The 25,727-nt window shown below is 61.2% G+C and carries 20 protein-coding genes and 1 tRNA gene; 4 read left to right on the top strand and 17 right to left on the bottom strand.

All coding sequences use genetic code 11. From position 1 onward, the window contains the following. Positions 1-64: 64 nt before the first annotated feature. The 4 genes from tuf (LCF59_RS03800) to rpsL form a co-directional block, all read right to left on the bottom strand. Complete coding sequence (gene tuf, locus LCF59_RS03800; RefSeq protein ID WP_292285705.1) at positions 65-1,240, bottom strand: elongation factor Tu; 1,176 nt, start codon at positions 1,238-1,240, stop codon at positions 65-67. Positions 1,241-1,331: 91 nt separating this feature from the next. Next, entirely contained in the window at positions 1,332-3,449 is a 2,118-nt protein-coding gene (fusA, locus tag LCF59_RS03795; protein ID WP_292285733.1) for an elongation factor G, read from the bottom strand. Between the two features lie 15 nt (positions 3,450-3,464). Then, positions 3,465-3,935, bottom strand: coding sequence for a 30S ribosomal protein S7 (gene rpsG, locus LCF59_RS03790; RefSeq protein WP_292285731.1), 471 nt, complete (start codon positions 3,933-3,935; stop codon positions 3,465-3,467). 12 nt (positions 3,936-3,947) lie between these two features. Then, positions 3,948-4,319 (bottom strand): 30S ribosomal protein S12, encoded by a 372-nt coding sequence (gene rpsL / locus LCF59_RS03785; RefSeq protein WP_150446916.1) that lies wholly within the window; start codon positions 4,317-4,319, stop codon positions 3,948-3,950. A gap of 370 nt (positions 4,320-4,689) precedes the next feature. On the opposite strand from rpsL, the gene LCF59_RS03780 reads away from it, so the two are divergent. After that, on the top strand, positions 4,690-5,529 hold the full coding sequence (locus LCF59_RS03780) for a putative rhamnosyl transferase (RefSeq protein ID WP_292285729.1): 840 nt from the start codon (positions 4,690-4,692) through the stop codon (positions 5,527-5,529). Here the strand turns inward: LCF59_RS03780 and LCF59_RS03775 are convergent. From LCF59_RS03775 to secE, 10 genes are all read right to left on the bottom strand, one after another. After that, positions 5,462-6,367, bottom strand: coding sequence for a DMT family transporter (locus tag LCF59_RS03775; RefSeq protein ID WP_292285728.1), 906 nt, complete (start codon positions 6,365-6,367; stop codon positions 5,462-5,464). The genes LCF59_RS03780 and LCF59_RS03775 overlap by 68 nt on opposite strands. 135 nt (positions 6,368-6,502) lie before the next feature. Further along, entirely contained in the window at positions 6,503-7,711 is a 1,209-nt protein-coding gene (locus LCF59_RS03770; protein ID WP_292285726.1) for a PQQ-dependent sugar dehydrogenase, read from the bottom strand. 214 nt (positions 7,712-7,925) lie between these two features. Beyond that, entirely contained in the window at positions 7,926-12,179 is a 4,254-nt protein-coding gene (rpoC, locus tag LCF59_RS03765; RefSeq protein WP_292285724.1) for a DNA-directed RNA polymerase subunit beta', read from the bottom strand. A gap of 97 nt (positions 12,180-12,276) precedes the next feature. Continuing rightward, positions 12,277-16,416 carry a DNA-directed RNA polymerase subunit beta gene (rpoB, locus tag LCF59_RS03760; RefSeq protein ID WP_292285723.1) on the bottom strand — a complete coding sequence of 1,380 codons (4,140 nt, stop codon included), beginning with the start codon at positions 16,414-16,416 and terminating at the stop codon, positions 12,277-12,279. 246 nt (positions 16,417-16,662) lie between these two features. Next, positions 16,663-17,043, bottom strand: coding sequence for a 50S ribosomal protein L7/L12 (gene rplL / locus LCF59_RS03755; RefSeq protein ID WP_292285721.1), 381 nt, complete (start codon positions 17,041-17,043; stop codon positions 16,663-16,665). Positions 17,044-17,112: 69 nt separating this feature from the next. Further along, the gene (gene rplJ / locus LCF59_RS03750) at positions 17,113-17,625 is read right to left on the bottom strand and encodes a 50S ribosomal protein L10 (RefSeq protein ID WP_292285719.1); all 513 of its coding nucleotides are present in this window, start codon (positions 17,623-17,625) and stop codon (positions 17,113-17,115) included. 576 nt (positions 17,626-18,201) lie between these two features. Then, positions 18,202-18,900 carry a 50S ribosomal protein L1 gene (gene rplA / locus LCF59_RS03745; protein ID WP_292285718.1) on the bottom strand — a complete coding sequence of 233 codons (699 nt, stop codon included), beginning with the start codon at positions 18,898-18,900 and terminating at the stop codon, positions 18,202-18,204. Position 18,901: 1 nt separating this feature from the next. Then, a complete protein-coding gene (gene rplK / locus LCF59_RS03740) occupies positions 18,902-19,351 on the bottom strand; it encodes a 50S ribosomal protein L11 (protein ID WP_292285716.1) in 450 nt (149 codons plus the stop codon). Between the two features lie 190 nt (positions 19,352-19,541). After that, positions 19,542-20,075, bottom strand: coding sequence for a transcription termination/antitermination protein NusG (gene nusG / locus LCF59_RS03735; RefSeq protein ID WP_292285714.1), 534 nt, complete (start codon positions 20,073-20,075; stop codon positions 19,542-19,544). Between the two features lie 178 nt (positions 20,076-20,253). Continuing rightward, on the bottom strand, positions 20,254-20,451 hold the full coding sequence (gene secE, locus LCF59_RS03730; RefSeq protein ID WP_292285712.1) for a preprotein translocase subunit SecE: 198 nt from the start codon (positions 20,449-20,451) through the stop codon (positions 20,254-20,256). A gap of 299 nt (positions 20,452-20,750) precedes the next feature. Here secE and LCF59_RS03725 point away from each other — a divergent pair, with 299 nt between their 5' ends. Beyond that, the gene (locus LCF59_RS03725; protein WP_292285711.1) at positions 20,751-21,338 is read left to right on the top strand and encodes a hypothetical protein; all 588 of its coding nucleotides are present in this window, start codon (positions 20,751-20,753) and stop codon (positions 21,336-21,338) included. Positions 21,339-21,458: 120 nt separating this feature from the next. Here LCF59_RS03725 and LCF59_RS03720 read toward each other — a convergent pair. Further along, positions 21,459-21,534: transfer RNA gene (locus LCF59_RS03720), tRNA-Trp, on the bottom strand. 346 nt (positions 21,535-21,880) lie between these two features. On the opposite strand from LCF59_RS03720, the gene LCF59_RS03715 reads away from it, so the two are divergent. Continuing rightward, complete coding sequence (locus LCF59_RS03715) at positions 21,881-22,102, top strand: DUF1127 domain-containing protein (RefSeq protein WP_292285709.1); 222 nt, start codon at positions 21,881-21,883, stop codon at positions 22,100-22,102. 1,036 nt (positions 22,103-23,138) lie between these two features. Continuing rightward, positions 23,139-23,345, top strand: a complete 207-nt coding sequence (locus tag LCF59_RS03710) for a hypothetical protein (protein WP_292285707.1) — start codon at positions 23,139-23,141, stop codon at positions 23,343-23,345. A gap of 320 nt (positions 23,346-23,665) precedes the next feature. Here the strand turns inward: LCF59_RS03710 and tuf (LCF59_RS03705) are convergent, their stop codons facing one another. After that, positions 23,666-24,841 (bottom strand): elongation factor Tu, encoded by a 1,176-nt coding sequence (tuf, locus tag LCF59_RS03705; RefSeq protein WP_292285705.1) that lies wholly within the window; start codon positions 24,839-24,841, stop codon positions 23,666-23,668. A 126-nt stretch (positions 24,842-24,967) separates the two neighbouring features. Continuing rightward, on the bottom strand, positions 24,968-25,651 hold the full coding sequence (locus LCF59_RS03700) for a hypothetical protein (RefSeq protein WP_292285704.1): 684 nt from the start codon (positions 25,649-25,651) through the stop codon (positions 24,968-24,970). Between the last annotated feature and the right edge of the window lie 76 nt (positions 25,652-25,727).

Genomic DNA, 25,727 nt, shown 5'->3' with positions numbered 1-25,727 from the left:
TCACCGGACCCTGGCGGTCCGTTTGGAATTGCGGGTCCCGGCGCCGGGCCGGGACCGGATGCGTTTACGCGGTGATCTTGGAGACCACGCCCGACCCGACGGTGCGGCCGCCTTCACGGATCGCGAAGCGCAGGCCTTCTTCCATCGCGATCGGCGCGATCAGCTCGACGTCGAACTTCAGGTTGTCACCCGGCATCACCATCTCGGTGCCCTCGGGCAGCGTCACGGTGCCGGTCACATCCGTCGTCCGGAAGTAGAACTGCGGGCGGTAATTCGCAAAGAACGGCGTGTGGCGGCCGCCCTCTTCCTTGTTCAGGATGTAGACCTCGGCCTCGAACTTGGTGTGCGGGTTCACAGACTTCGGCTTGCACAGAACCTGGCCACGCGCCACCCCGTCACGGTCGATGCCGCGCAGAAGGACGCCCACGTTGTCGCCCGCCTCGCCGCGATCCAGCAGCTTGCGGAACATTTCCACACCCGTGCAGGTCGTCTTCTTGGTGTCGGTGATGCCGACGATCTCGATATCGTCGCCCACGTTGATCACACCGCGCTCGACACGACCGGTCACAACCGTGCCACGCCCCGAGATCGAGAACACGTCCTCGATCGGCATCAGGAACGGCTGGTCGATCGCGCGCGCCGGCTGCGGGATGTACTCATCGACAGCCGCCATCAGCTCGCGGATCTTCTCTTCGCCGATCTCCGGGTCACGGCCTTCCATCGCGGCAAGCGCAGAGCCTGCGATCACCGGAATGTCGTCGCCCGGAAAATCATAGGCGGACAGAAGCTCGCGCACTTCCATCTCCACCAGCTCGAGCAGTTCCTCGTCATCCACCTGGTCCACCTTGTTCAGGAACACGACCATGGCGGGAATACCCACCTGGCGGCCCAGAAGAATGTGCTCGCGCGTCTGCGGCATCGGGCCGTCGGCCGCGTTCACCACGAGAATCGCGCCGTCCATCTGGGCGGCACCGGTGATCATGTTCTTCACGTAGTCGGCGTGGCCCGGGCAATCGACGTGCGCGTAGTGACGGTTCTCGGTCTCGTATTCCACATGCGCCGTCGAGATGGTGATCCCGCGCGCCTTCTCTTCGGGCGCACCGTCGATCTGGTCGTAAGCCTGGAAGTTGCCGAAATACTTCGTGATCGCCGCCGTCAGCGTCGTCTTGCCATGGTCAACGTGACCAATCGTGCCGATGTTGCAATGCGGCTTGCCGCGCTCAAACTTTTCCTTTGCCATTGCAAAGCTCCTTTTCTTTTTCTCACGGTGCGTGCCTTGGCACACACCCTACAGTGGTTGGTAGGGTGCGTGGTTTCCCACGCACCGCGGTTTATGCGTATTTCGACTGGATCTCGTCAGAGATGTTCTGCGGGACCGGATCGTAATGCGAGAACTGCATCGTGAACTGCGCACGGCCCGAAGACATCGACCGCAGCGTGTTGATGTAGCCGAACATATTGGCCAGCGGCACGTTCGCGGCAATCGCCACCGCGTTGCCGCGGGGTTCCTGGCCGGACACCTGACCCCGACGCGAGGTCAGGTCGCCGATGATGCTGCCGGTATATTCTTCCGGCGTGACCACTTCGACCTTCATCATCGGTTCCAGAAGCTTCGCCCCTGCCTTGCGAAGACCTTCGCGCATGCCCATCCGGGATGCGATTTCGAAGGCCAGCACGCTGGAGTCCACGTCGTGGAACTTGCCGTCGACCAGGGCCACCTTGAAATCGATCACCGGGAAGCCGGCCAGCGGGCCGGAATCCATCACCGATTTGATGCCTTTTTCGACGCCCGGGATGTATTCCTTCGGAACCGTCCCACCGACGATGCGGCTTTCGAAGGAATAGCCTTCGCCCGGTTCGGTCGGCGAAATGATGAGCTTCACTTCGGCGAACTGGCCTGAGCCACCCGACTGTTTCTTGTGGGTGTAGGTATGTTCGATTTCATGGCCGATGGTCTCGCGGTAGGCCACCTGCGGCGCACCGATGTTCGCCTCAACCTTGAATTCCCGCTTCAGGCGATCAATCAGGATGTCGAGGTGCAATTCGCCCATGCCCTTCATGATCGTCTGACCGGATTCCAGATCGGTTTCCACACGGAAGGACGGGTCTTCTGCCGCTAGACGCGCGAGGCCCTGGGACATCTTCTCCTGGTCGCCCTTGGTCTTCGGCTCGACAGCAATCTCGATCACCGGATCGGGGAAGGTCATCGTTTCGAGGACAACCGGCGCCTTTGGATCACAGATCGTGTCGCCGGTGGTGGTGTCCTTGAGGCTTGCCAAGGCGATGATGTCGCCGGCGAAAGCCTCGTCGATCTCGGTCCGGTCGTTGGAATGCATCATCATCATGCGGCCGACACGCTCTTTCTTGCCCTTCGTGGCATTGAGCATCGTGTCACCCTTGCGCAGCACGCCAGAGTAGATACGCGTGAAGGTCAGGGAGCCGACGAACGGGTCGTTCATGATCTTGAACGCCAGGCCCGAGAACGGCATATCGTCATCCGCGCGGCGCGGGATGTTGCGAGTTTCCGTTTCGTCATCCGGTGCGAAGCCCATGTAATCGACCACGTCCATCGGGCTGGGCAGGTAATCGATCACGGCATTGAGCAGCGGCTGCACGCCCTTGTTCTTGAACGCGGAACCGCCCAGAACCGGAACGAAAGACAGCGACAGCGTGCCCTTGCGCAGCAGTTTGCGCAGGGTCGGAACGTCGGGCTCTTCGCCTTCGAGATAGGCTTCCATCGCGTCGTCGTCTTGTTCGACGGCGTTCTCGATCATCTTGCCGCGCCACTCGTTGGCCATGTCCTTGAGGCTGTCGCGCACGGGCGCCTTGATCCAGGACGCGCCCAGATCCTCACCCTGCCAGAGCCACTCTTCCATGGTCACGAGGTCAATGAGACCCTCAAGCTCGGATTCCGCACCGATCGGGATACCGACGGGAACGGCGATCGCACCAGTGCGATCCTCGATCATTTCGACGCAGTTGAAGAAATCGGCACCGATCTTGTCCATCTTGTTGACAAACACGATGCGCGGAACCTTGTACCGGTCGGCCTGGCGCCAGACCGTTTCGGTCTGCGGCTCGACACCGGCATTCGCATCCAGAACCGCAACGGCCCCGTCGAGAACCGCAAGTGAACGCTCGACTTCGATGGTGAAGTCAACGTGTCCCGGCGTGTCGATGATGTTCATGCGGTGCTTGGGAGAGTCGGGCTCGACACCGTTTTCCGTGCGCTCCCAGAACGTGGTTGTCGCCGCGGAGGTGATCGTGATGCCACGCTCCTGCTCCTGCTCCATCCAGTCCATGGTCGCGGCGCCGTCATGCACCTCGCCGAGGTTGTGCGACTTGCCGGTATAGAACAGGATGCGCTCGGAACAGGTGGTCTTGCCTGCATCGATATGCGCCATGATCCCGAAATTCCGGTATCGCTCGAGAGGATAATCGCGTGCCATTTCTATTGGCTCCTATTACCAGCGGTAGTGGCTGAACGCTTTGTTCGCGTCGGCCATCTTGTGCGTGTCTTCGCGCTTCTTCACAGCGGAGCCGCGTGAATTCACAGCATCCAGAAGCTCAGCGGCAAGACGTTCTTCCATCGTGTTCTCGTTGCGCGCGCGGCTCGCATTGATGAGCCAGCGCAGCGCCAGCGCCTCGCGGCGCTCGGGGCGCACTTCGACGGGCACCTGATAGGTTGCACCGCCAACCCGGCGCGAGCGAACCTCGACCGATGGCTTGATGTTGTCCAACGCCTCGTGGAAAATCTCCACTGGCGCGCGCTTCACCTTGCCTTCGACACGGTCGAGTGCGTTGTAGACGATACCTTCCGCGACCGACTTCTTACCATCGATCATCAGGTTGTTCATGAACTTGGACAGGACCCGGTCGCCATACTTGGCGTCGGGCAGGATTTCACGTTTTTCTGCGGCGTGACGACGAGACATCTGTAATTCCTCTTACTTCGGACGCTTCGCGCCATATTTAGAGCGGCGCTGTTTCCGATCCTTGACGCCCTGGGTATCCAGAACACCGCGCAGGATGTGATAGCGCACACCGGGAAGGTCTTTCACACGGCCACCGCGGATCAGGACAACCGAGTGTTCCTGAAGGTTGTGGCTTTCACCGGGGATGTAGCTGATCACTTCATACCCGTTGGTCAGGCGCACCTTGGCCACTTTCCGCATCGCCGAGTTCGGCTTCTTCGGTGTCGTGGTATAAACACGAGTGCACACACCGCGCTTCTGAGGGTTTCCCTCAAGGTGCATGGACTTGTTCGTGCGGCGTTTCGGCTGCCGCGGCTTGCGGATCAGCTGTTGAATCGTTGGCATTCCGGTTCTTTCCCCGTGTAGCTCACATATGTGGTGCACGAGGCCGTCCCCGTGCGGGTTTCTCATTCGCGTACCGCGCGTCCGCGACACAGTTCACAATCACGCCGCTCCTGTCGGGACGACGCAAAAGACCGCATCCGCTCCCCTTTCGGAAGCGATGCGGTGGATTTCCAGAGGATCGGGGCATGCGCCCGGATCTTGACCGCTCCAGTCCTGTAAATCGACAAACAGGTCGGAACCCTGCCGAATTAGGCGCGCGTATATGGGGAGTCGGGTAGGTTGTCAACAGCGCCCCGACGCTTGTGTGACGGGCAGCACCGTTGCACACTCCATATACCGCAAAGCCGTGGGACAGACAGGTGCAATCGTTATGCAGACCATTCTTTTTTGCCGTTTCTCCTATCCGGCCGAGGGCGGATTCCAGGTCGTTCACGAGAGCATCGAGGCACGTCGCGCCTATCTTTATGCGTCCGAAAGGATGGAGCGCCGGCTGGCGCTTTTCGAACACCTGTGCCTGCCCGGGCTGATGGCGCAGACCGATCCCGATTTCGATTTCGTGGTGCTGGTCGGGACCTGCCTGCCGGAAGATTATTTCAAGCGGTTGCAAAGACTGCTTCGGCCAGTGCCGCAGGCCCGGATCATCGCACGCGACCCCGGCCCGCATCGGCAGGTCTGCCAATCTGTACTGAACGCGGCGCGACGGCATATCAACCAGCCCTGTCTTCAAGTACGTCACGATGATGACGACGCCTTGGCGGTGGATTTCGTCGCACGGCTGCGCAAGGCCGCCGCAGACTGCGCACCGCTGGTTCTGGGCAGCAAGCTTGTCGGCTTTGACTGGAACCGCGGCTATACGGTCTGCGCCTCCGACGTGAACCCTTTCGAGATTGTCGAAACCGTAACACCCTATATCGGTGTCGCACAGGCGGTGGCCGTTCAGGGCGGCGTGCGGCAAAGCCAGATGAATTTCGCCCACAGCCGGATCAACCGCTTCATGCCGACGGTCACCTTCACCGACGCGCCGATGTTCATACGCGCGCATCACGCCCATAATGATTCCCGCCAAAAGCCGAATGTCGCGCGCCCTGATTTTCACGCGCCGACGCTGGACGAAACCGAAACGCTCAGCCGCCGCTTTGCGCTTACGGCTGACGCGGTAGAATTGGCCGTCTCGCGCGACGCTTCAGTCGCGCCTCGCGCAACAGGCTGAATACGCCGGTCGCGACGATGATGCCCGCGCCGATCAGGGTCAGCGGTTCCGGCCATTCGCCAAACACCACCACCCCGAGGATCAGCGCCCAGACCAGCCCTGTATAGCGGAACGGGGCGACGAAGCTGACCTCGCCCACCCGCATCACCATGACGCTGAACAGATAGGCCCCGATGACAAAGACAGTCGCCAACATCACCAGCCCCGTCAAATGCGGCGTCAACGGCACCCATTCCTGGCTGAACGACCAGCCGACGGCAAAAAGAGTGACAATCACCGAGGAAATGAAGGTGACTGTCAGCGACGGGGCCTGCACCGAAATGCGCCGCGTGAACATGTCCCGCGCCGTCACTGCCAGCACCGCCAAAAGCGCGTAGACTGACGCGCCGGTGAACCCGTCCGTGCCCGGCCGCACGATCAGCAACATGCCGCAGAACCCGATCGCGATCGCCGTCCATCGCCGCCATCCCACCGCCTCGCGGAAAATGATCGCCCCGGCCAGCGTCACAGTCAGCGGCAGCATCTGCAAAAGCGCCGTAACATTGGCGAGCGGCATCTGCAAAAGCGCCGAAAGGAAAAAGAAAGCCGCCACGGCATCGCCCAGACCGCGCATGACGATCAACCCCCAGTCCCGCATTGGCAGGCGCAGACGCAACGCGTTGAAAGACCACGCCATGAGCACGAGCGCGGCAGAGGCAAGCACCCCGCGGATCACCATGAGCTGCGACAATGGCAACGCACCACCCGTTGCCTTGATCGCGGAATCGCCAAAGGTGAACAGCGCCATGGACACGCACATGAACAGTGCGCCCCGCATGTTGTCGGAAAGCTGGATCATACCAATGCAATAGCATCCCGCCCGGGCGACAGCCACGCCTAAAGCGACCCGTCACACGGCTTTGGATATCGGCTCAAGCCCTGTATCGCGGGCGGGCAGCGAAACCAGCCCGCCGGACCCCGCCGCCGCGTCCGATCACTCCGAGGTCACATGGACCAATTTTCCATCAGCGTAATCGGTGGCCAGGATCAGGCTGCCATCGGCCAATTCCTCGATATCGCGCACACGCCCATAATCGGTGAAAAGCCGCTCTTCCGCCTGCACGCGATTTCCGTCCCACTCCAGCCGCGCGACGCCCGGCGCCACCAATCCGGCAATCAGGCTGTCACCCTGCCAGTCAGGGAACATCTCACCTTGGTAAAAGATCATGTCACCCGGCGCGATGACGGGGTCCCAGTAATAGACCGGTTCGATCATGCCCTCGGCCTGGGCCCGCCCGGTTCCGATGGCGCGCCCATCATAGCGCACGCCATAAGACACGACGGGCCAGCCATAGTTCAACCCGGCTTCGGGAATATTGATCTCATCGCCACCGGCGGGGCCGTGGCCAACCACGTATAACGTGTCGCCGCGCATCGCCGCCCCTTGGATATTTCGATGGCCATAGGACCAGATGCTGTCAATCGCACCGTCCTGACCAACGAACGGGTTGTCCTCGGGGATCGAGCCATCGAGGTTCACCCGCACGACCTTGCCATAGGTCGTGTCCAGCGCCTGGGCTTTCTGGCGTTCCGTGTCGGTAAAATGCTCACCGGTGGTGATGAACGCGTGGCCGTCACCGTCAAACACGATCCGGCTCCCATAATGCATCGCAGCAGGAGACGGCGGCGTCTGTTCGAAAATCTCTTCGATCCGTGTCAGCTCTCTCATGTCCTCCGACAGCTTGCCGCGCGCGGCGGCCGTCACGGACATGCCATCGCCTTTGCCCTTGGAATAGGTGAAATAGACCCAGCGATCCTCGTCGAAATTCGGCCCGATCTTCACGTCAAGCAGACCAGCTTGGGTGCCGCCCCCGGCCGATTGATTGAAAATCTCCGGCAGGCCCTTGATCGGCGCGGAGACCGTGCCCTCCAGCGTGACATGCACAAGCCAACCGGGCCGCTCTGTTACCAAAAGCCCGGTGTCACCCGGAAGCTGCTCAATCGCCCAAGGGTGCTCCAACCCCGTGACGATTTCGGCGAAGGCGACATCGACCCCGGTATCGACCAGCTCGGCGCGGGTCTGGTTTTCGAAGGCGGGGTCGAAGTCGGCTTCCTTGTCGCCCCAGGTGTGGGTGTCTTGCGCGGCCAGCGGCGCGGATAGCCCCGCCACAAGGGCGGTTGTCGTGGTCATCAAGCGAAACATGGATCTCTCCTCCTGCGCTGTTGTCAGACCAACGCCCCATTCGAGGGGATGTTCCTTGCGGGCGGGCCCGGTTGACCAACCCGCGCCGCGCAACTCCGCGCGCCCAAGCCACCGCGCAACCGGACAAGCCCCAGCTCTGGGCGAGGCTCGCCGCAAAACAAAAACCCCCGCGACAGGCGCGGGGGTTTTTATCATTCGCGTTGGAACGCTCCGCTTATTCGCGGCTTTCCGGCATGTCGGCGATAACGGTGTCGAATTCGTCACCACCGACCACGTCATCGGTCTCCGACGCATCCGGCGCAGCCAGGGCGGCCGCCGCTTCGGCCTCTTCGCGGCGCGCGTCGATCACGATATTGTCGCGGTCCTGCGCCACGCGGCGCACCTTCTGGGTCGCCCCACCGGTGCCCGCGGGGATCAGACGGCCCACGATGACGTTTTCCTTCAGACCAACAAGCTTGTCTTTCTTGCCCTGAACCGATGCCTCGGTCAGAACCCGCGTGGTTTCCTGGAACGACGCCGCCGAGATGAACGACCGTGTTTGCAAGGACGCCTTGGTGATCCCCAGAAGGATCGGTTCGCCCTGGGCTTCACGGCCCCCCTTGCTGACGGACTTTTCGTTCGCCGCATCGAATTCGGCCTTGTCGACATGCTCTCCCTTGAGCAGCGTGGTGTCCCCGGAGTCGAGGATTTCCCACTTCTGCAGCATCTGGCGCACGATCACTTCGACATGCTTGTCGTTGATCTTCACACCCTGCAGGCGATACACATCCTGAACCTCGTCGATCATGTAGTTCGCCAACGCCTCGACACCCAGGATCGACAGGATGTCATGCGGCGCCGGGTTGCCATCCATGATGTATTCACCCTTCTGGATGAAATCGCCTTCGGCCACAGGAATGTGCTTGCCCTTGGGCACCATGTATTCAACCGGATCGGCGCCCTCTTCTGCCGGGTTGATCGAGATACGACGCTTGTTCTTGTAGTCCTTGCCGAAGTGAACATGCCCGTCGATTTCCGCGATGATGGCGTGGTCCTTGGGGCGACGTGCCTCAAAGAGTTCGGCCACACGCGGCAGACCACCGGTGATGTCCTTCGTCTTGGCGCCTTCCCGCGGAATACGCGCCACGACGTCACCGGCCTTGACCTCTTGCCCGTCCTCGGCCGAAAGGATCGCGTCCACCGACATCGGATAGGTGATCGGGTTGCCCGCGTCGTTGCGCAGCGGCTCGCCGTCCTCGCCCATCAGGATGATTTCGGGCTTGAGTTCGTTGCCCTTGGGCGCGGCCCGCCAATCGACCACGATCTTCTGGGTCATGCCGGTGGCATCGTCGGTCTCGTCCCGCACGGCAACCCCGTTGACGAGATCCACATGCTTGGCAATACCGTCTTTCTCGGCAATGATCGGAAGCGTGTAGGGGTCCCACTCAAAGAGCTTGTCGCCACGTTCGACGGTCTGGCCCTCTGTCACATAGAGCTTCGTACCATAGCCGAGCTTGTGGCTCGCGCGTTCGGTGCCGTGCTCGTCCACGATCCGCAGCTTCATGTTTCGGCCCATGACAAGCGTTTCATCCGACGAGTTCTCGAGCGTCGACGTGTTGTCAAAGGTGACAATGCCGCCCTGGCTCGCTTCCTGGAAGGATTGCTGACCACCTTGGGCAACACCGCCGATGTGGAACGTCCGCATCGTCAGCTGCGTGCCCGGCTCACCGATCGACTGCGCCGCGATGATCCCCACGGCCTCGCCGGTGTTGACCATCGTGCCGCGCGCCAGGTCACGCCCGTAACACATGGCGCAGACACCTTCTTCCGCCTCGCAGGTCAAGGGCGACCGGATCCGCATGGACGCGATGCCGATTTCCTCGATCAGATCGGCCATACGCTCGTCGATCAACTGGCCGGCCCGCAGGACAACCTCGTCGGTGCCCGGCTTCACGAGATCATCGGCCGTCACGCGGCCCAGGATCCGTTCGGCCAGCGACGCCACGACTTCACCGTCATTGACCGCCGCTTCCGCGGTGATCGCACGGTCGGTGCCGCAATCGTGCAGACGCACGATGCAGTCCTGCGCCACGTCCACCAGACGCCGGGTGAGATAGCCCGAGTTGGCCGTCTTCAGAGCGGTGTCCGACAGACCCTTCCGGGCGCCGTGGGTCGAGTTGAAGTATTCAAGAACGGTCAGGCCTTCCTTGAAGTTCGAGATGATCGGCGTTTCGATGATGTCGCCATTCGGCTTGGCCATCAGGCCGCGCATGCCGCCCAGCTGTTTCATCTGCGTGACCGAGCCACGCGCACCGGAGTGCGCCATCATGTAGACCGAGTTCGGCTCCATCGTGGTGCCGTGCTCGTCCACCTGGTCGGCGGAGATGGTCGACATCATGGCCTCGGTGACCTTGTCGTTACACTTCGACCAGGCATCGACAACCTTGTTGTACTTCTCGCCCTGGGTGATCAGGCCGTCCATGTATTGCTGTTCGAAATCCTTGACCTGCTCGCGGGTAGTCTCCACGATCGGCCATTTGGACTCGGGGATCACCATGTCATCCTTGCCAAAGGAGATGCCCGCCTTGAAGGCTTCCTTGAAGCCCATGGTCATGATCTGATCACAGAAAATGACGGACTCTTTCTGACCGCAATACCGATACACCGTGTCGATCACCCGCTGCACGTCCTTTTTGCGCAGAAGCGTGTTCACAAGCTCGAACGGGGCCTTCGCGTTGAGCGGCAACAACGCCCCCAACCGCACGCGGCCCGGGGTGGTTTCGTACCGCTTGACGATCTCGTTGCCTTCATTGTCGATCTGCTTGACGCGGCATTCGATCTTGGTGTGCAGATGCACCTCGCCGGCGTTCAGCGCATGTTCGACCTCTTCGATCGAGGCGAAGATCATGCCCTCCCCCTTCATGCCATCGCGCGCGATGGACACGTAGTACAGGCCCAGGATCATGTCCTGCGACGGCACGATGATCGGTGCGCCGTTGGCAGGCGACAGAACGTTGTTCGTCGACATCATCAGAACGCGCGCTTCAAGCTGCGCCTCAAGGCTCAGCGGCACGTGAACCGCCATCTGGTCACCGTCGAAGTCGGCGTTGAAGGCCGAACAGACCAGCGGGTGAAGCTGAATCGCCTTGCCCTCGATCAGCGTGGGTTCGAACGCCTGGATGCCCAGGCGGTGCAGCGTCGGCGCACGGTTCAGCAACACGGGATGTTCGCGGATCACCTCGTCGAGGATGTCCCAAACTTCGGGGCGTTCCTTCTCGACGAGTTTCTTGGCCTGCTTGACGGTGCTGGACAGGCCCTTGGCCTCAAGCCGCGAATAGATGAACGGCTTGAACAGTTCGAGCGCCATCTTTTTCGGCAAACCGCACTGGTGCAACTTCAGCTCCGGCCCGGTCACGATGACAGACCGGCCCGAGAAGTCGACGCGCTTGCCCAGAAGGTTCTGGCGGAAGCGGCCCTGCTTGCCCTTGAGCATGTCCGACAGCGACTTCAGCGGACGCTTGTTGGCACCGGTGATGACACGGCCACGACGGCCATTGTCGAACAGCGCGTCGACGGATTCCTGCAACATCCGCTTCTCGTTGCGCACGATGATATCCGGCGCGCGCAGTTCGATCAGACGCTTCAGGCGGTTGTTCCGGTTGATCACACGACGATAAAGATCGTTGAGGTCGGAGGTTGCGAAACGGCCCCCGTCCAGCGGCACCAGCGGGCGCAGTTCCGGCGGGATCACCGGGATCACGGTCATGATCATCCATTCCGGGCGGTTCCCGGATTCAAGGAAGGATTCAACCACCTTGAGGCGCTTGATGATCTTCTTCGGCTTCAATTCGCCGGTGGCTTCCTTGAGATCCGCCCGCAGCTGGTCTGCCTCGGCTTCAAGATCGATATTGGCCAGCATCTCGCGGATCGCTTCGGCACCGATATTGGCGGTGAACGCGTCCATGCCATACGCATCCTGCGCATCCATGAACTCTTCTTCGGTCATCAACTGGCCGTATGTCAGGTCCGTCAGACCCGGCTCGATCACCACGTAATTTTCAAAGTAGAGAACCCGTTCCAGATCGCGCAGCGTCATGTCCAGCATCAGGCCGATGCGGCTGGGCAACGACTTGAGGAACCAGATGTGGGCGCAGGGCGCCGCCAGCTCGATATGGCCCATCCGCTCGCGGCGGACCTTTTGCAGCGTGACTTCCACACCGCATTTCTCGCAGACAACGCCGCGATACTTCATACGCTTGTATTTGCCGCACAGGCATTCGTAATCCTTGATCGGGCCAAAGATACGCGCACAGAACAGGCCGTCACGTTCCGGCTTGAACGTGCGGTAGTTGATGGTTTCGGGCTTCTTGATCTCGCCGAAGGACCACGACAGGATCCGCTCTGGCGATGCAAGCGAGACCTTGATCTCGTCAAACACCTTTTGCGGCGCGACGGGGTTGAACGGGTTGTTCGTCAGTTCCTGGTTCATTTTCAAATCCTTGAAAGGGGAGCGGGAAAAAAGGGGAGCGATGCATGGCACACACGCATCCTACGCCGATGGGCAGGATGCGTGATGTCGCGCATCGTTACTCGTCCTCCTCCGCATCCAGGAGTTCCATATTCAGGCCGAGGCCGCGGACTTCCTTCACGAGAACGTTGAAGCTCTCGGGAACACCCGCTTCGAAATTATCCTCGCCCTTGACGATGCTTTCATAGACCTTGGTCCGGCCCGCGACGTCGTCCGACTTGACAGTCAGCATCTCCTGCAGGGTGTAGGCGGCCCCATAGGCTTCCAGGGCCCAGACCTCCATTTCCCCGAAGCGCTGACCACCGAATTGCGCCTTGCCGCCCAGCGGCTGCTGGGTCACGAGGCTGTACGGACCTGTCGAGCGTGCGTGGATCTTGTCGTCGACAAGGTGGTGCAGCTTGAGCAGATATTTCACACCCACGGTCACGGGACGCGAGAACTGCTCGCCCGTGCGGCCGTCGAACAGGATCGACTGGCCGGACGTATCGAACCCGGCCCGCACCAGCGAGTCGTTGACATCCGCTTCCTTGGCACCGTCGAAAACCGGTGTCGCGATCGGCACACCCTGCGTCACATTCGACGCGGCGGTGAGCAGTTGAGCCTCGTCCATGCCGGCGATGCCTTCTTCGTAGACATCCTCACCATAGGCGATCCGCAACGCCTCGCGAACCGGGGTCAGGTCGCCGGACCGGCGATAGTCCTGCAACGCCTCGTCGATCTTGATCCCAAGGCCGCGTGCGGCCCAGCCCATGTGGGTTTCCAGGATCTGACCGACATTCATGCGCGACGGCACGCCCAGCGGGTTGAGGCAGAAATCCACCGGCGTCCCATCCGAGAGGAACGGCATGTCCTCCGTCGGAACCACCTTGGAAATCACGCCCTTGTTGCCGTGACGTCCGGCCATCTTGTCGCCCGGCTGCAACTTGCGCTTCACCGCGACAAAGACCTTGACCATCTTCATCACGCCGGGGGGCAGATCGTCGCCGCGACGGACCTTCTCGACCTTGTCTTCGAACCGCGCATCGAGCGCGCGTTTCTGCGCCTCGTATTGCTCGTTCAGGGCCTCGACGATCTTCGCATCATCCTCATCCTCAAGGGCAAGCTGCCACCACTGACCGCGGGTCAGTTGATCATCAAGCAACTCCTCGGTGATCTGGCTGTTCGCCTTGACACCCTTGGGGCCTTTGACGGCCGTCTTGCCAAGGATCATCTCGCGCAGGCGGGCGTAGATGTTGCGATCGAGAATGGCGAGCTCGTCGTCTCGGTCACGGGCCAGACGTTCGACCTCTTCGCGCTCGATCTGCAATGCGCGTTCGTCTTTTTCGACACCATGACGGTTGAAGACGCGAACCTCCACAACCGTGCCGAAATCACCCGGCTTCACCCGCAGTGACGTATCGCGCACATCCGAGGCCTTTTCACCAAAAATGGCGCGGAGGAGTTTCTCCTCCGGCGTCATCGGGCTTTCGCCCTTCGGCGTGATCTTGCCAACCAGGATATCGCCCGGCTCCACATCGGCGCCGATATAGACAACGCCCGCCTCGTCGAGATTGCGAAGGGCTTCCTCGCCGACATTGGGGATGTCGCGCGTGATCTCTTCCGGCCCGAGCTTGGTGTCACGGGCGGCGACTTCGAATTCCTCGATATGGATCGAGGTGAACACGTCATCGCGCGCGATCCGCTCGGAGATCAGGATCGAGTCTTCGTAGTTGTAGCCGTTCCACGGCATGAACGCGACGACCACGTTCTTGCCCAGGGCCAATTCGCCCAGGTCGGTCGAGGGACCATCGGCGATGACTTCGCCCTTGCCCACCGTGTCGCCCACGTTCACCAGCGGACGCTGGTTGATGCAGGTGTTCTGGTTCGACCGCTGGAACTTGCGCAGACGGTAAATGTCCACGCCCGCATCCCCGAGCTCAAGGTCTTCGGTGGCCCGCACGACGATACGCGTCGCATCGACCTGGTCGATGACACCGGCCCGCCGCGCCATGATCGACGCACCCGAATCCCGTGCCACGACACCCTCGATCCCCGTGCCGACCAGCGGCGCTTCGGAGCGCAGCGTCGGCACTGCCTGGCGCTGCATGTTCGAGCCCATCAGGGCGCGGTTCGCGTCGTCGTTTTCCAGGAACGGAATAAGCGAGGCGGCAACAGACACCAGCTGCTTGGGAGAAACGTCAATCAGATCGACGGTTTCGTTCGGCGCCAGCGTGTATTCACCCGACTGCCGGGTGTTCACGAACTCGTTCACGAACTGGCCGTTTTCGTCGAGAGTCGCATTGGCCTGCGCCACGGTATGGCGCTGTTCCTCGGTTGCGGACATGTATTGCACATCGTCCGACACCCGGCCATTTTCAACCCGGCGATACGGCGTTTCGATAAAACCGTACTTGTTGACGCGGGCGAAGGTGGCCAAGGAGTTGATCAGACCGATGTTCGGGCCTTCCGGCGTTTCGATCGGGCACATGCGACCGTAGTGGGTCGCGTGCACGTCGCGCACCTCGAAGCCAGCCCGCTCGCGGGTCAGACCGCCCGGTCCAAGCGCCGACAGACGCCGCTTGTGCGTCACTTCCGACAGCGGGTTCGTCTGGTCCATGAACTGCGACAACTGCGAGGAGCCGAAGAATTCGCGCACCGCGGCGGCAGCAGGTTTCGCGTTGATCAGGTCCTGCGGCATCACCGTGTCGATCTCGACCGACGACATGCGCTCCTTGATCGCCCGCTCCATCCGGAGCAGACCGACGCGGTACTGGTTTTCCATCAACTCGCCGACAGACCGCACGCGGCGGTTGCCGAGGTGGTCGATGTCGTCGATATCGCCACGCCCGTCGCGCAGCTCGACCAGGGCCTTGACACAGGCCACGATGTCCTCGCGGTCCAGCGTGCGCTGGGTGTCCGGCTTGTCGAGGGCAAGGCGCATGTTCATCTTGACCCGGCCCACGGCGGAGAGGTCATAGCGTTCGCTGTCAAAGAACAGCGTGTCGAACAGGGCAGACGCCGCTTCCACGGTGGGCGGCTCGCCCGGGCGCATGACGCGGTAGATGTCCATGAGCGCGGTTTCGCGGTTCATGTTCTTGTCGTTCGCCATGGTGTTGCGCATGTACGGGCCGACAGTGATGTTGTCGATGTCGAGCACCGGGATCTCGGTCACACCGGCATCGATCAGCTCTTTCAGGCTGCCACCGGTCACGGCGCCATCCTTGTCGACAGTCCATGTCAGCTCGTCCCCGGCTTCGACATAGATCGCGCCGGTTTCCTCGTTGATGATGTCCTTGGCGACGAACTTGCCGACAATCTGCTCGAACGGGAGCAACAGGTCGGTGATCTTGCCTTCATCGATGATCTTCTTGACCGCGCGCGGCGTGATCTTCTTGCCCGCCTCGGCAAACACCTCGCCCGTGGCGGCATCGACCAGGTCATAGGTCGGCCGCGTGCCGCGGACCCGCTCCGGGAAGAAATTGGTTTCCCAGCCCTCGCCCTTGCGCAACGTGTAGGTCACAGTGTCGTAATACGCGTTCATGATGTCTTCCTGGTCAAGACCCAGGGAGTACAGAAGCGTCGTCACCGGCAGCTTGCGGCGGCGGTCGATGCGCGCGAACACGAGATCCTTGGCGTCGAACTCAAAGTCCAGCCACGACCCGCGATAGGGAATGATCCGGCAGGCAAACAGCAACTTGCCCGAGCTGTGCGTCTTGCCCTTGTCGTGATCGAAAAAGACGCCGGGACTGCGGTGCATCTGCGACACGATCACCCGCTCGGTGCCATTCACCACGAATGTGCCGTTCGGTGTCATCAGGGGCATGTCGCCCATGAACACATCCTGTTCCTTGATGTCCTTGACCGATTTCGCCCCGGTATCCTCGTCGGCATCGAACACGATCAGACGCAGCTTCACCTTCAGCGGCGCGCTGTAGGTCATATCCCGCTGCTGACATTCATCGACGTCGTATTTCGGCTTTTCCAGCTCGTAGCCGACAAACTCCAGCACGCTGGTTTCGTTGAAATCCTTGATCGGAAAGACCGATTGAAACACACCCTTGATGCCTTCGCCGTCAAGCGGCTCGGGCTGGTCGCCGGATTTCAGGAAGAGGTCGTAAGAGGACTTCTGAACCTCTATGAGGTTCGGCATCTCCAGAACCTCACGAATTTTACCGTAGTATTTCCGAAGACGTTTCTGGCCAAGATAGCTTTGCGCCATGGTCGATATCACCTTTTCATTCTCAGCTGCGCGTTCCGCCGTCGGGCCTCGGCGGTCTGCCCAATAGAGACGGCTGAACCCGATCAATTCCCGGCCCGCATACCCACTGCGAGCCTCCCGATCCTTTGGTCCTGCCTAAGAAAAGCCCTTGTCGAAAAGAGCCTTTCTAAGACGGGATAGGCTGGGACCGGTTTTCACCGCTCCCAGCCAGCTTTTCACCGATGCGCATAAACACGCACCCGTCGATTACTTGAGCTCGATCTCTGCGCCAGCTGCTTCCAGCTTGGTCTTGATCTCTTCGGCTTCGTCCTTGGAAACCTGCTCTTTGACAGCCTTGCCACCTGCTTCGACCAGTTCCTTGGCTTCCTTGAGGCCAAGACCGGTGATGCCGCGGACTTCCTTGATCACGTTGATCTTGGACGCGCCGGCTGCCTTCAGGATGACGTCGAATTCGGTCTGCTCTTCTTCAGCGTCGCCACCGCCACCATCAGCGGGGCCGGCCATCATCACGGCGCCACCGGCTGCCGGCTCGATGCCGTACTCGTCTTTCAGGATGGTTTTCAGTTCTTGTGCTTCGAGAAGCGTCAGACCAACGATCTCTTCTGCCAGTTTTTTCAGATCAGCCATTGTGACTTTCCTATCTAAATGTGTTCCAACGTCAGGGCTTTCAACCCCACGAGGGTGCTACCAGGTGCCTTAGGCGGCCTTCTCTTCGATGGTCGAAAGGATGGACGCGATATTCGATGCAGGTGCGCCAACCGCTCCGGCGATATTCGAGGCCGGTGCGCCCAGCATGCCGGCGATCGTCGCGATAAGCTCATCGCGCGACGGCATTTTGGACACGGCTTCAACGCCAGCCCGGTCAAGTGCGCTCTCACCCATTGCGCCACCAAGGATCTCGAACTTCTTGTTCTCCTTGGCAAAGCCCTCGGCCACCTTGGCGGCAGCCACGGGGTCTTCGGAATAGGTGAGAACCGTCATGCCTGTCAGGTAACCCGCAATGCTTTCGCAGGGCTTCCCATCGAGGGCAATCTTGGCCAGACGGTTTTTGGCGACACGTACGGAACTCTCGGCGGCGCGTGCGCGCCCCCGCAGGTCCTGCATCTCGGCAACTGTGAGACCTTCGTAGTGGGCAACCACAACGACGCCAGAGCTTTCGAAGATCTGGCCGAGTTCATCGACCACTTTCTCTTTTTGGGCTCTATCCACAGGTTTACTCCAGTTTGGGGGGCGGACCCCCCGGCTCTTTAAAACCGGATCGCTCCGGCGGTTTTGGTCCGCTTGGCGTGCGGTCCCAAACCCGCCCAGCGCTCAACGGATGAGCCTTGGCATGTCGGTCTGTTCCCGCCTCGGGCAGGAATTATTGCGACATATGCCACAACCCGCCGTCTCGGACGTAATGCAAAAAACCGCGAGACGAATCGCGCAGCGGTTTGCAATGGTCGGGGTAATACGAGTGGACATGTTTGCCAAGCCCTCCGGCCTGCAAATCCGCGCAATTCCGCTCAAACACTGATATCAGTTATAACACGGGTCGGCTTCAAGGCAAAATCCTTCTTTCCCGGCCGGACGGCACCCGTTGCCCTGACGCATCTACGCCATCGCCGGGCCCTGTGCCGTCGGATGCAAAATATGCCGCCGATATCAGAAAGCGTCACCGCGATGATCGGTGCCCCGCACATCACGCGCGGCTTGGCAAAAATAGGATCGGTCGCGGCAAGAGCCAACAACGAAAAACGGCGCCCCTCGGGACGCCGCAATTCAAATCGTATGTCTCGGGGTGCCTCAGTGGCCGGCGGCATCATCCACCGACACGGTCACACCCGGACCCATGGTCGAAGACAGCGCGATCTTCTTCATATAGGTGCCTTTTGCGCCAGACGGCTTGGCCTTGGCCACGGCATCGACAAATGCCTTGATGTTCTCGACCAGTTTGTCCTGGTCGAAGGACGCCTTGCCAATACCGGCGTGCACAACGCCGCCTTTTTCCGCCTTGAACTGAACCTGTCCGCCCTTGGCCGCTTCGACGGCTTCCTTGACGTCCATTGTCACCGTGCCGACCTTCGGGTTCGGCATCAGGTTGCGCGGGCCAAGAACCTTGCCGAGACGCCCCACGATCGGCATCATGTCCGGTGTGGCGATGCAGCGATCAAACTCGATGGTCCCGCCCTGAACGGTTTCCATCAGGTCTTCCGCGCCGACAATGTCGGCACCCGCCGCTTGCGCTTCCTCGGCTTTCGGCCCACGTGCGAAGACCGCAACGCGCACCGTCTTGCCGGTGCCGTTCGGCAGGCCGACCACACCGCGCACCATCTGGTCCGCGTGCCGTGTGTCCACACCAAGGTTCATCGCGATCTCGAGCGTTTCGTCGAATTTCGCGTTCGCGTTTGCCTTGATCAGCGCGACGGCCTGTTCAACTGTCACGTCTTCCACGCCAGCAACGGCTTCGCGTACGGCGCGGGTGCGTTTTCCAAGCTTTGCCATCTTACTTCACCTCGATGCCCATGGACTTTGCAGAGCCCACGATGATTTTCATTGCGTCTTCAACGGTATTCGCATTGAGGTCCTGCATCTTCGCTTCGGCGATTTCGCGCACCTGCTTTGCCGAGACGGTGGCGATGGTCTCGCGGCCCGGCGCTTCGGCGCCGCGCGGACGGTTCCGCTTGCCGACCGGTTTCATGCCGGCGGCTTTCTTCAGGTAATACGAGGCCGGCGGCGTCTTGATGTTCATGGTGAAGGATTTGTCTTGGTAATAGACAATCTCGGTCGGGCACGGCGCGCCCTGCTCCATCTCCTGCGTCTTGGCATTGAACGCCTTGCAGAATTCCATGATGTTGATACCGCGCTGGCCCAGCGCAGGGCCCACGGGCGGGCTCGGGTTGGCTTGACCTGCAGGGATCTGCAGCTTCATCTTGCCAGCAAGTTTCTTGGCCATCTGGCCTCTCCTTTTCCAACGGCCGCACCACGCGTGTCACGGCCAACTCTGTTGTGTGGTCTGGGTCGCGACACGCGTGCCGCTTGCCTCCCACATGAAACGCCGCGCATTCGGCAGCGTGCAGCGCTTAAATCCGGCGATCGGATTTGGCAAGCGCCACGAGGTGCGTGACATCACGCACCGACACCGGTCACGATTGCTTCGTGACCTGCGTGTATTCCAGTTCGACCGGGGTTTCCCGGCCAAAGATCACCACCGACACCTTGAGGCGCTGGTTGTCGTCGTCGACCTCTTCGATCATGCCATCGAAATCCTCGAACGGACCCTCGTTGACCTTGACCTTCTCGCCGACCTCGAAATGAATGAGCGTGCGCGGGGATTCCTCGCCCTCGGCGACACGACCCAGGATCGCCTGCACCTCGGCATCGCGCATCGGCATCGGGCGGCCCTGCGGCCCCAAGAAGCCGGTCACGCGGTTGATCGAGTTGATCAGGTGATACCCCTGGTCCGACATTTCCATCCGGACGAGAACGTAACCGGGCATGAAGCGCCGCTCCGCCGTGACCTTCTTGCCGCGCCGGATTTCGATCACTTCCTCGGTCGGAACCATCACTTCCTCGATCTGGTCTTGTAGGCCCTGCTCTTCCACAGCCTGAAGGATCTGCTCCGCGATCTTCTTTTCGAAATTCGAAAGAACGCTGACCGAGTACCACCGCTTCGCCATCTGGTCACAAACCTCTTTGTTCGCGCGGCTTGGGATGCCGTCTGATTTCTGTCGCAAGCCCTGAAAACCGCCCGCGCGGAATAAAAAAGCGGCGTGCAACTCGAATCGATGCACGCCTCATTCCGATCTTACCGCTCACGTACCGCCTTGCCCCGCCCTTTTCAAGAGCAGACGGACCCTAGCCGAAAATGGCCAGCAGCCCTTGCAGACCGCTGCGGATCAGAAGATCGACCAGGGCAAAGAACACCGCCGTGAGCGCCGCCATGATGAACACCATCACGGTGGTCAACAGCACCTCGCGCCGCGTCGGCCAGACAATCTTTGAGATCTCGGCCCGGGTTTGCTGGATGAATTGAAGTGGATTGGTCGTTGCCATGCGCATACCCTTTGCCCGCGTGTTGCCCGGCACATAACGAGGAACGCGGCGAAGATCAAGCTGGAGACGGCGTTTGCACGACCCCGGCCTGTCCGGGCAGGCGCTACTTAAAGGGGCGCGGGCCAACACGCCTCGCCCCGAAAAGTTCCAAAGACGCGCTCACAATCATGTGTCTGATGTCCGGTGTTTTTTCCGGGAACGCTCTGCGGCCGCAGCCCGTTGTCCACCCAGAACCGGCGGCGCAACACGTCATCGGGACTGGACGACGGAAAAACATATCCGACCGAAAGGAGATCACAATGAAACGCATGATGATTGCAACCGCACTCGCCACCACTCTGGCCACGGCCGGCCTTGCCGCGACCGAGCAGCAGAAAGAACAGGTGATGAGCTTCAGCAGCGGGATCGACACATCGAATTACACCGAACGCGATTTCAACATCGCCTATGGCATCGTCACCTCTGGCATGTCGAACAGTGAAAAGATGGGGAAACTGCGGTCCCTGGCACTCGATGACAACGGGGCAAACGGGTCGGTCACGATCAGTGAAACCGTGATGCTCCGGCTTGAAGACTACGCGCCCGATGCGGATTACACCGATATCACGCAAGCCCAAGCCGAAGCGGCTCTCGCGGTGACCTATTCCGGCGACAGCCGTTCCGTCATCACGGATCGCGTCGCACAAATCCTGGACGGCTCGGAAATGGATGCCGACATGATGGCAATGGTCACCGAAGGTCAGATGAACCTCATTCGCAGCTATGCGCCGCAGGCGGACCTGTCCAACCTGACCGAGGACGAAGTGAATCTCGCGCTGAGCTATGCCTATAGCGGGATGTCGAACGGCGAGAAGACCCAGCAGATTCAACAACTGGTCAGCGGGTAAACGCAGCCGAAACCGGCAGTCGTTATATCTGGGAACGGGCCGCTTTCGAGCGGCCCTTTTTCGTCTGCGCACAGCCCGGATCGCAGGCCCCTTGCGGACAGCGAATTGCGCATGCGGTCATGGCAGGGGCACCAGGGCTCGAACCCGGGACCTACGGTTTTGGAGACCGTCGCTCTACCAACTGAGCTATACCCCTACGACCGAGGAGACGCGTATTCCAAGCCTTCGGTGAAATCAAGGGCCAGATCGCGCCTCGGCCCGACAAATTTGCCCGTGAAAAATCTGCCCGTAATAAACTTGCCCGAGAAGAACCTGCCTGTCCGGGCCAGCCCCGCCTGGCACCGGGCCTAGGGATCGCGCGCAGGACCCTCGGGCGATCCTTGCGCCCCATGCTGCCACGCCGATGCCAATCGCCCGGTATCTCAGCCTTGCTCATGCTGCAGGGCGGCATTGCAGGTTTGTCCATTGTGCAGGTGCAGCATCCGACTATTTTTTACGGTGTTAGCGCAATCACGTGCTGACCCGAACACAGGAGGCTTCACATGGCCTACGCAAATAACAGCCCGACCCGGTTCGATGGACTCGGCCTCAAGGCACGATACCATCGCATTCTGGAAACACTTGTCGAACGCAGTCAAAAGCGCAAGATGTACCGCCAGACGGTCAACGAACTTCAAGCCCTCAGCGACCGCGACCTCGCCGATTTCGGCTTCCACCGCAGCGAGATTCCGCGCATTGCGAAGAAATCTGCCGGGTTGGCGTGAACGCGCCACCTCGACCCCGTCGTCCACCCCTCGTGACGGCGTCCCGGACGCCCGGTCGGGACACGATCGGTCCAGACCTCCCCTTGACCCGACAAGACCACCGGCCGTGCAAAAGGCCGTGACAGCGGACCGGCCCGCGTGGTCGCGCCGGCCCGTCTGATGCGAAACAGGGGCACGCGATCCCTTTTTGCCATTTTGTCCACACTGCGAGCAAAACACCCCTTTGCAAACTTGATGCCGAAACTGCACCGAAGTCCCAGCCCCGCCCCATCGGCGCGACTGGCGCCGGCCTCACCAGTCCTGATTGATCGACATCTACGCCTGCACGCGGATTTCCGCGACGTGGGCGCCAGCAGCCCGGCCACGGCCAGAGGCTCTTTGCCGCAATGGCTTGCGACGGGCCATGCCCGGATGCGGGCCAATGTCCGACCCGAACCGTCAAACCCGCCTGCCGTCAGACAGGCCGGTTTCGCGTCTCGCGGCACCTGCGTCATCTTTCCCCGCATATACGCACCAACGGGTTGATCGCCGGCTCCGCAGCGCCGACTCCGGGGCGCATACGCCCCTGCCCCGCCGCTGATATCCTCCACGCGGCCCGCCCTGCGGCTCCGGGCAGCACCGACTCATCCGCCCCGCGTCGCGGACCGGGAAAAGACAGATCACACAGCGCCTCGCATCCCGTCGCGCATCCGTGTTCTCGTTGAAATAATTGTTCTTTTCCGGACAGTCACATCTTGTTGATACATCGCGCAAAGCCTCTGACGGCCTGATGTCTGTCACGCCATGGTGTCATCTCGTGGCGATTGTCCCTGCCGCAAACCCCTTTGAAATAGGGGCTGAACCAAATCTGTGCACTTATGCACATACACCGGACAAGCGGTCGATCCGTCAAGGCCAACTTTGCGAGAGACCCTGTGCAAAAAGCGTGAATTCACTCCGGCCGTTTCAGACCCCAGATAGGTTGGTGTCGGACACACAGACCGGCACACAGACCAAAACGCGCCGCAGTCAAAGGCGCAAACAAAGGACGAAACCAATGAAAACTCTTATCGCAGCAACCGCACTGAGCCTCTCCGCAATCTCTGCATCCGCGATGGTCAACACCTCGGAAATCAACAAGTATGCACCGAACGTCGACATCTCGACCCTGAGCCAGGCCGAGTTGAACACCATCGTTTCGCTGCTGCATTCGGCTGACAGTGCGAGCGAAAAGCGCGCGGTCATCTACTCGCTGGCCCAGTGAGCCAGCTGCCCGGTCACGCCGGGTCAACCACTCCCAACCGCGACGGTGGTCCCTCGGGGCCCCGTCGCGGGCCATGATCCGGCCGCCCCACACCGGGCGGCCGTTCCGTCTTGCGCGGCGCGGTCCGAGATCGGGACCCAGATGTTAACAAATCCTGAATTCGCCCCGCTAACCCATTGAAATCTCGCATTGCACCGCCCGTCCCACGCGTGGGACAGCCGCGTCATGCAAAAAGGGCGCCCGACATGGCGCCCCTTCACCGGACCCTGGCGGTCCGTTTGGAATTGCGGGTCCCGGCGCCGGGCCGGGACCGGATGCGTTTACGCGGTGATCTTGGAGACCACGCCCGACCCGACGGTGCGGCCGCCTTCACGGATCGCGAAGCGCAGGCCTTCTTCCATCGCGATCGGCGCGATCAGCTCGACGTCGAACTTCAGGTTGTCACCCGGCATCACCATCTCGGTGCCCTCGGGCAGCGTCACGGTGCCGGTCACATCCGTCGTCCGGAAGTAGAACTGCGGGCGGTAATTCGCAAAGAACGGCGTGTGGCGGCCGCCCTCTTCCTTGTTCAGGATGTAGACCTCGGCCTCGAACTTGGTGTGCGGGTTCACAGACTTCGGCTTGCACAGAACCTGGCCACGCGCCACCCCGTCACGGTCGATGCCGCGCAGAAGGACGCCCACGTTGTCGCCCGCCTCGCCGCGATCCAGCAGCTTGCGGAACATTTCCACACCCGTGCAGGTCGTCTTCTTGGTGTCGGTGATGCCGACGATCTCGATATCGTCGCCCACGTTGATCACACCGCGCTCGACACGACCGGTCACAACCGTGCCACGCCCCGAGATCGAGAACACGTCCTCGATCGGCATCAGGAACGGCTGGTCGATCGCGCGCGCCGGCTGCGGGATGTACTCATCGACAGCCGCCATCAGCTCGCGGATCTTCTCTTCGCCGATCTCCGGGTCACGGCCTTCCATCGCGGCAAGCGCAGAGCCTGCGATCACCGGAATGTCGTCGCCCGGAAAATCATAGGCGGACAGAAGCTCGCGCACTTCCATCTCCACCAGCTCGAGCAGTTCCTCGTCATCCACCTGGTCCACCTTGTTCAGGAACACGACCATGGCGGGAATACCCACCTGGCGGCCCAGAAGAATGTGCTCGCGCGTCTGCGGCATCGGGCCGTCGGCCGCGTTCACCACGAGAATCGCGCCGTCCATCTGGGCGGCACCGGTGATCATGTTCTTCACGTAGTCGGCGTGGCCCGGGCAATCGACGTGCGCGTAGTGACGGTTCTCGGTCTCGTATTCCACATGCGCCGTCGAGATGGTGATCCCGCGCGCCTTCTCTTCGGGCGCACCGTCGATCTGGTCGTAAGCCTGGAAGTTGCCGAAATACTTCGTGATCGCCGCCGTCAGCGTCGTCTTGCCATGGTCAACGTGACCAATCGTGCCGATGTTGCAATGCGGCTTGCCGCGCTCAAACTTTTCCTTTGCCATCTCTTCAGGCGCCTCGTGGTTTGGGGGTCCACCCGACCCGGTTTTCATCGCGCGCCGTCTATGCCCAGAATCCGGGAAAATCAAGCCCAAAGCGGCCCGGCGACAGCGCCGGGGCGCCCGCCGTGCTTATTCGGAACGACCAGGGCCTTGCGCGGTGTTCCCGAGCGCCGCGGCCCGGGTCACCTCCAGCAGCTCTGGGGGCACAACCACGGCTTGCGATTGCGGTGCCATCACAGTTTCGGGGTCGGCGCTCGCCGCGTCCTCGGCAACAGCGTCAGTCCCGGCCTGCTCCTGATCGGGCCCGGTGAACCAGCCCTCGGTCTGCTGCATGTCGCGAAGCCAGTTTTCGACCTCGCGCGCGGCTTCCTGGGCAAGACCGGCCAACTGCTCGTCCCGGTTCTTGGAAATGCGCGATTCAAACACCTTGATGACCTGGATCACCTTCGGCTCGGGGTTGAGCTTGGCTTGTGCCGCGTCGTCCCAGACCGTCACATTCATCGCCACGGCGGATTTGCCCGGGATGATGGGGGGCGGCAGGGAATAGGCCTCGACGCTCACACCCAGGTGGTAATATCTGCCCCCGTCAAACCGGCTGAAGCGTTCGCCCAGCGCCTGTTCCATTTCGGCGATCCATTCGTCTTGGGTCACATCGCGCGAGGCCAGGAGTTTCTCCAGGTTGGGCGCCACAACACCAACATGGCCAAGACTGAAATCGCCCATCGGATCGATCGGGTCGTCAAGGTCGCGGGTCGGATCGGCACAGGCGGCCAAGGCCAACAGGACTGGCACGGCAAAAAGAAAGTGGCGCATCGGGTCCCCCGCAACGACTGGTGTTACAAGTCTATCGCGGGCGCCGGAAGGGTGCAACGCGCCGCGTGGCGAGGCC

It is taken from the genome of Marivita sp. (genome assembly GCF_020055675.1).
Classification (GTDB): domain Bacteria; phylum Pseudomonadota; class Alphaproteobacteria; order Rhodobacterales; family Rhodobacteraceae; genus Marivita.
Note: the sequence above shows the minus strand (reverse complement) of the source record. Positions and strands in the feature narration are given on the sequence as shown.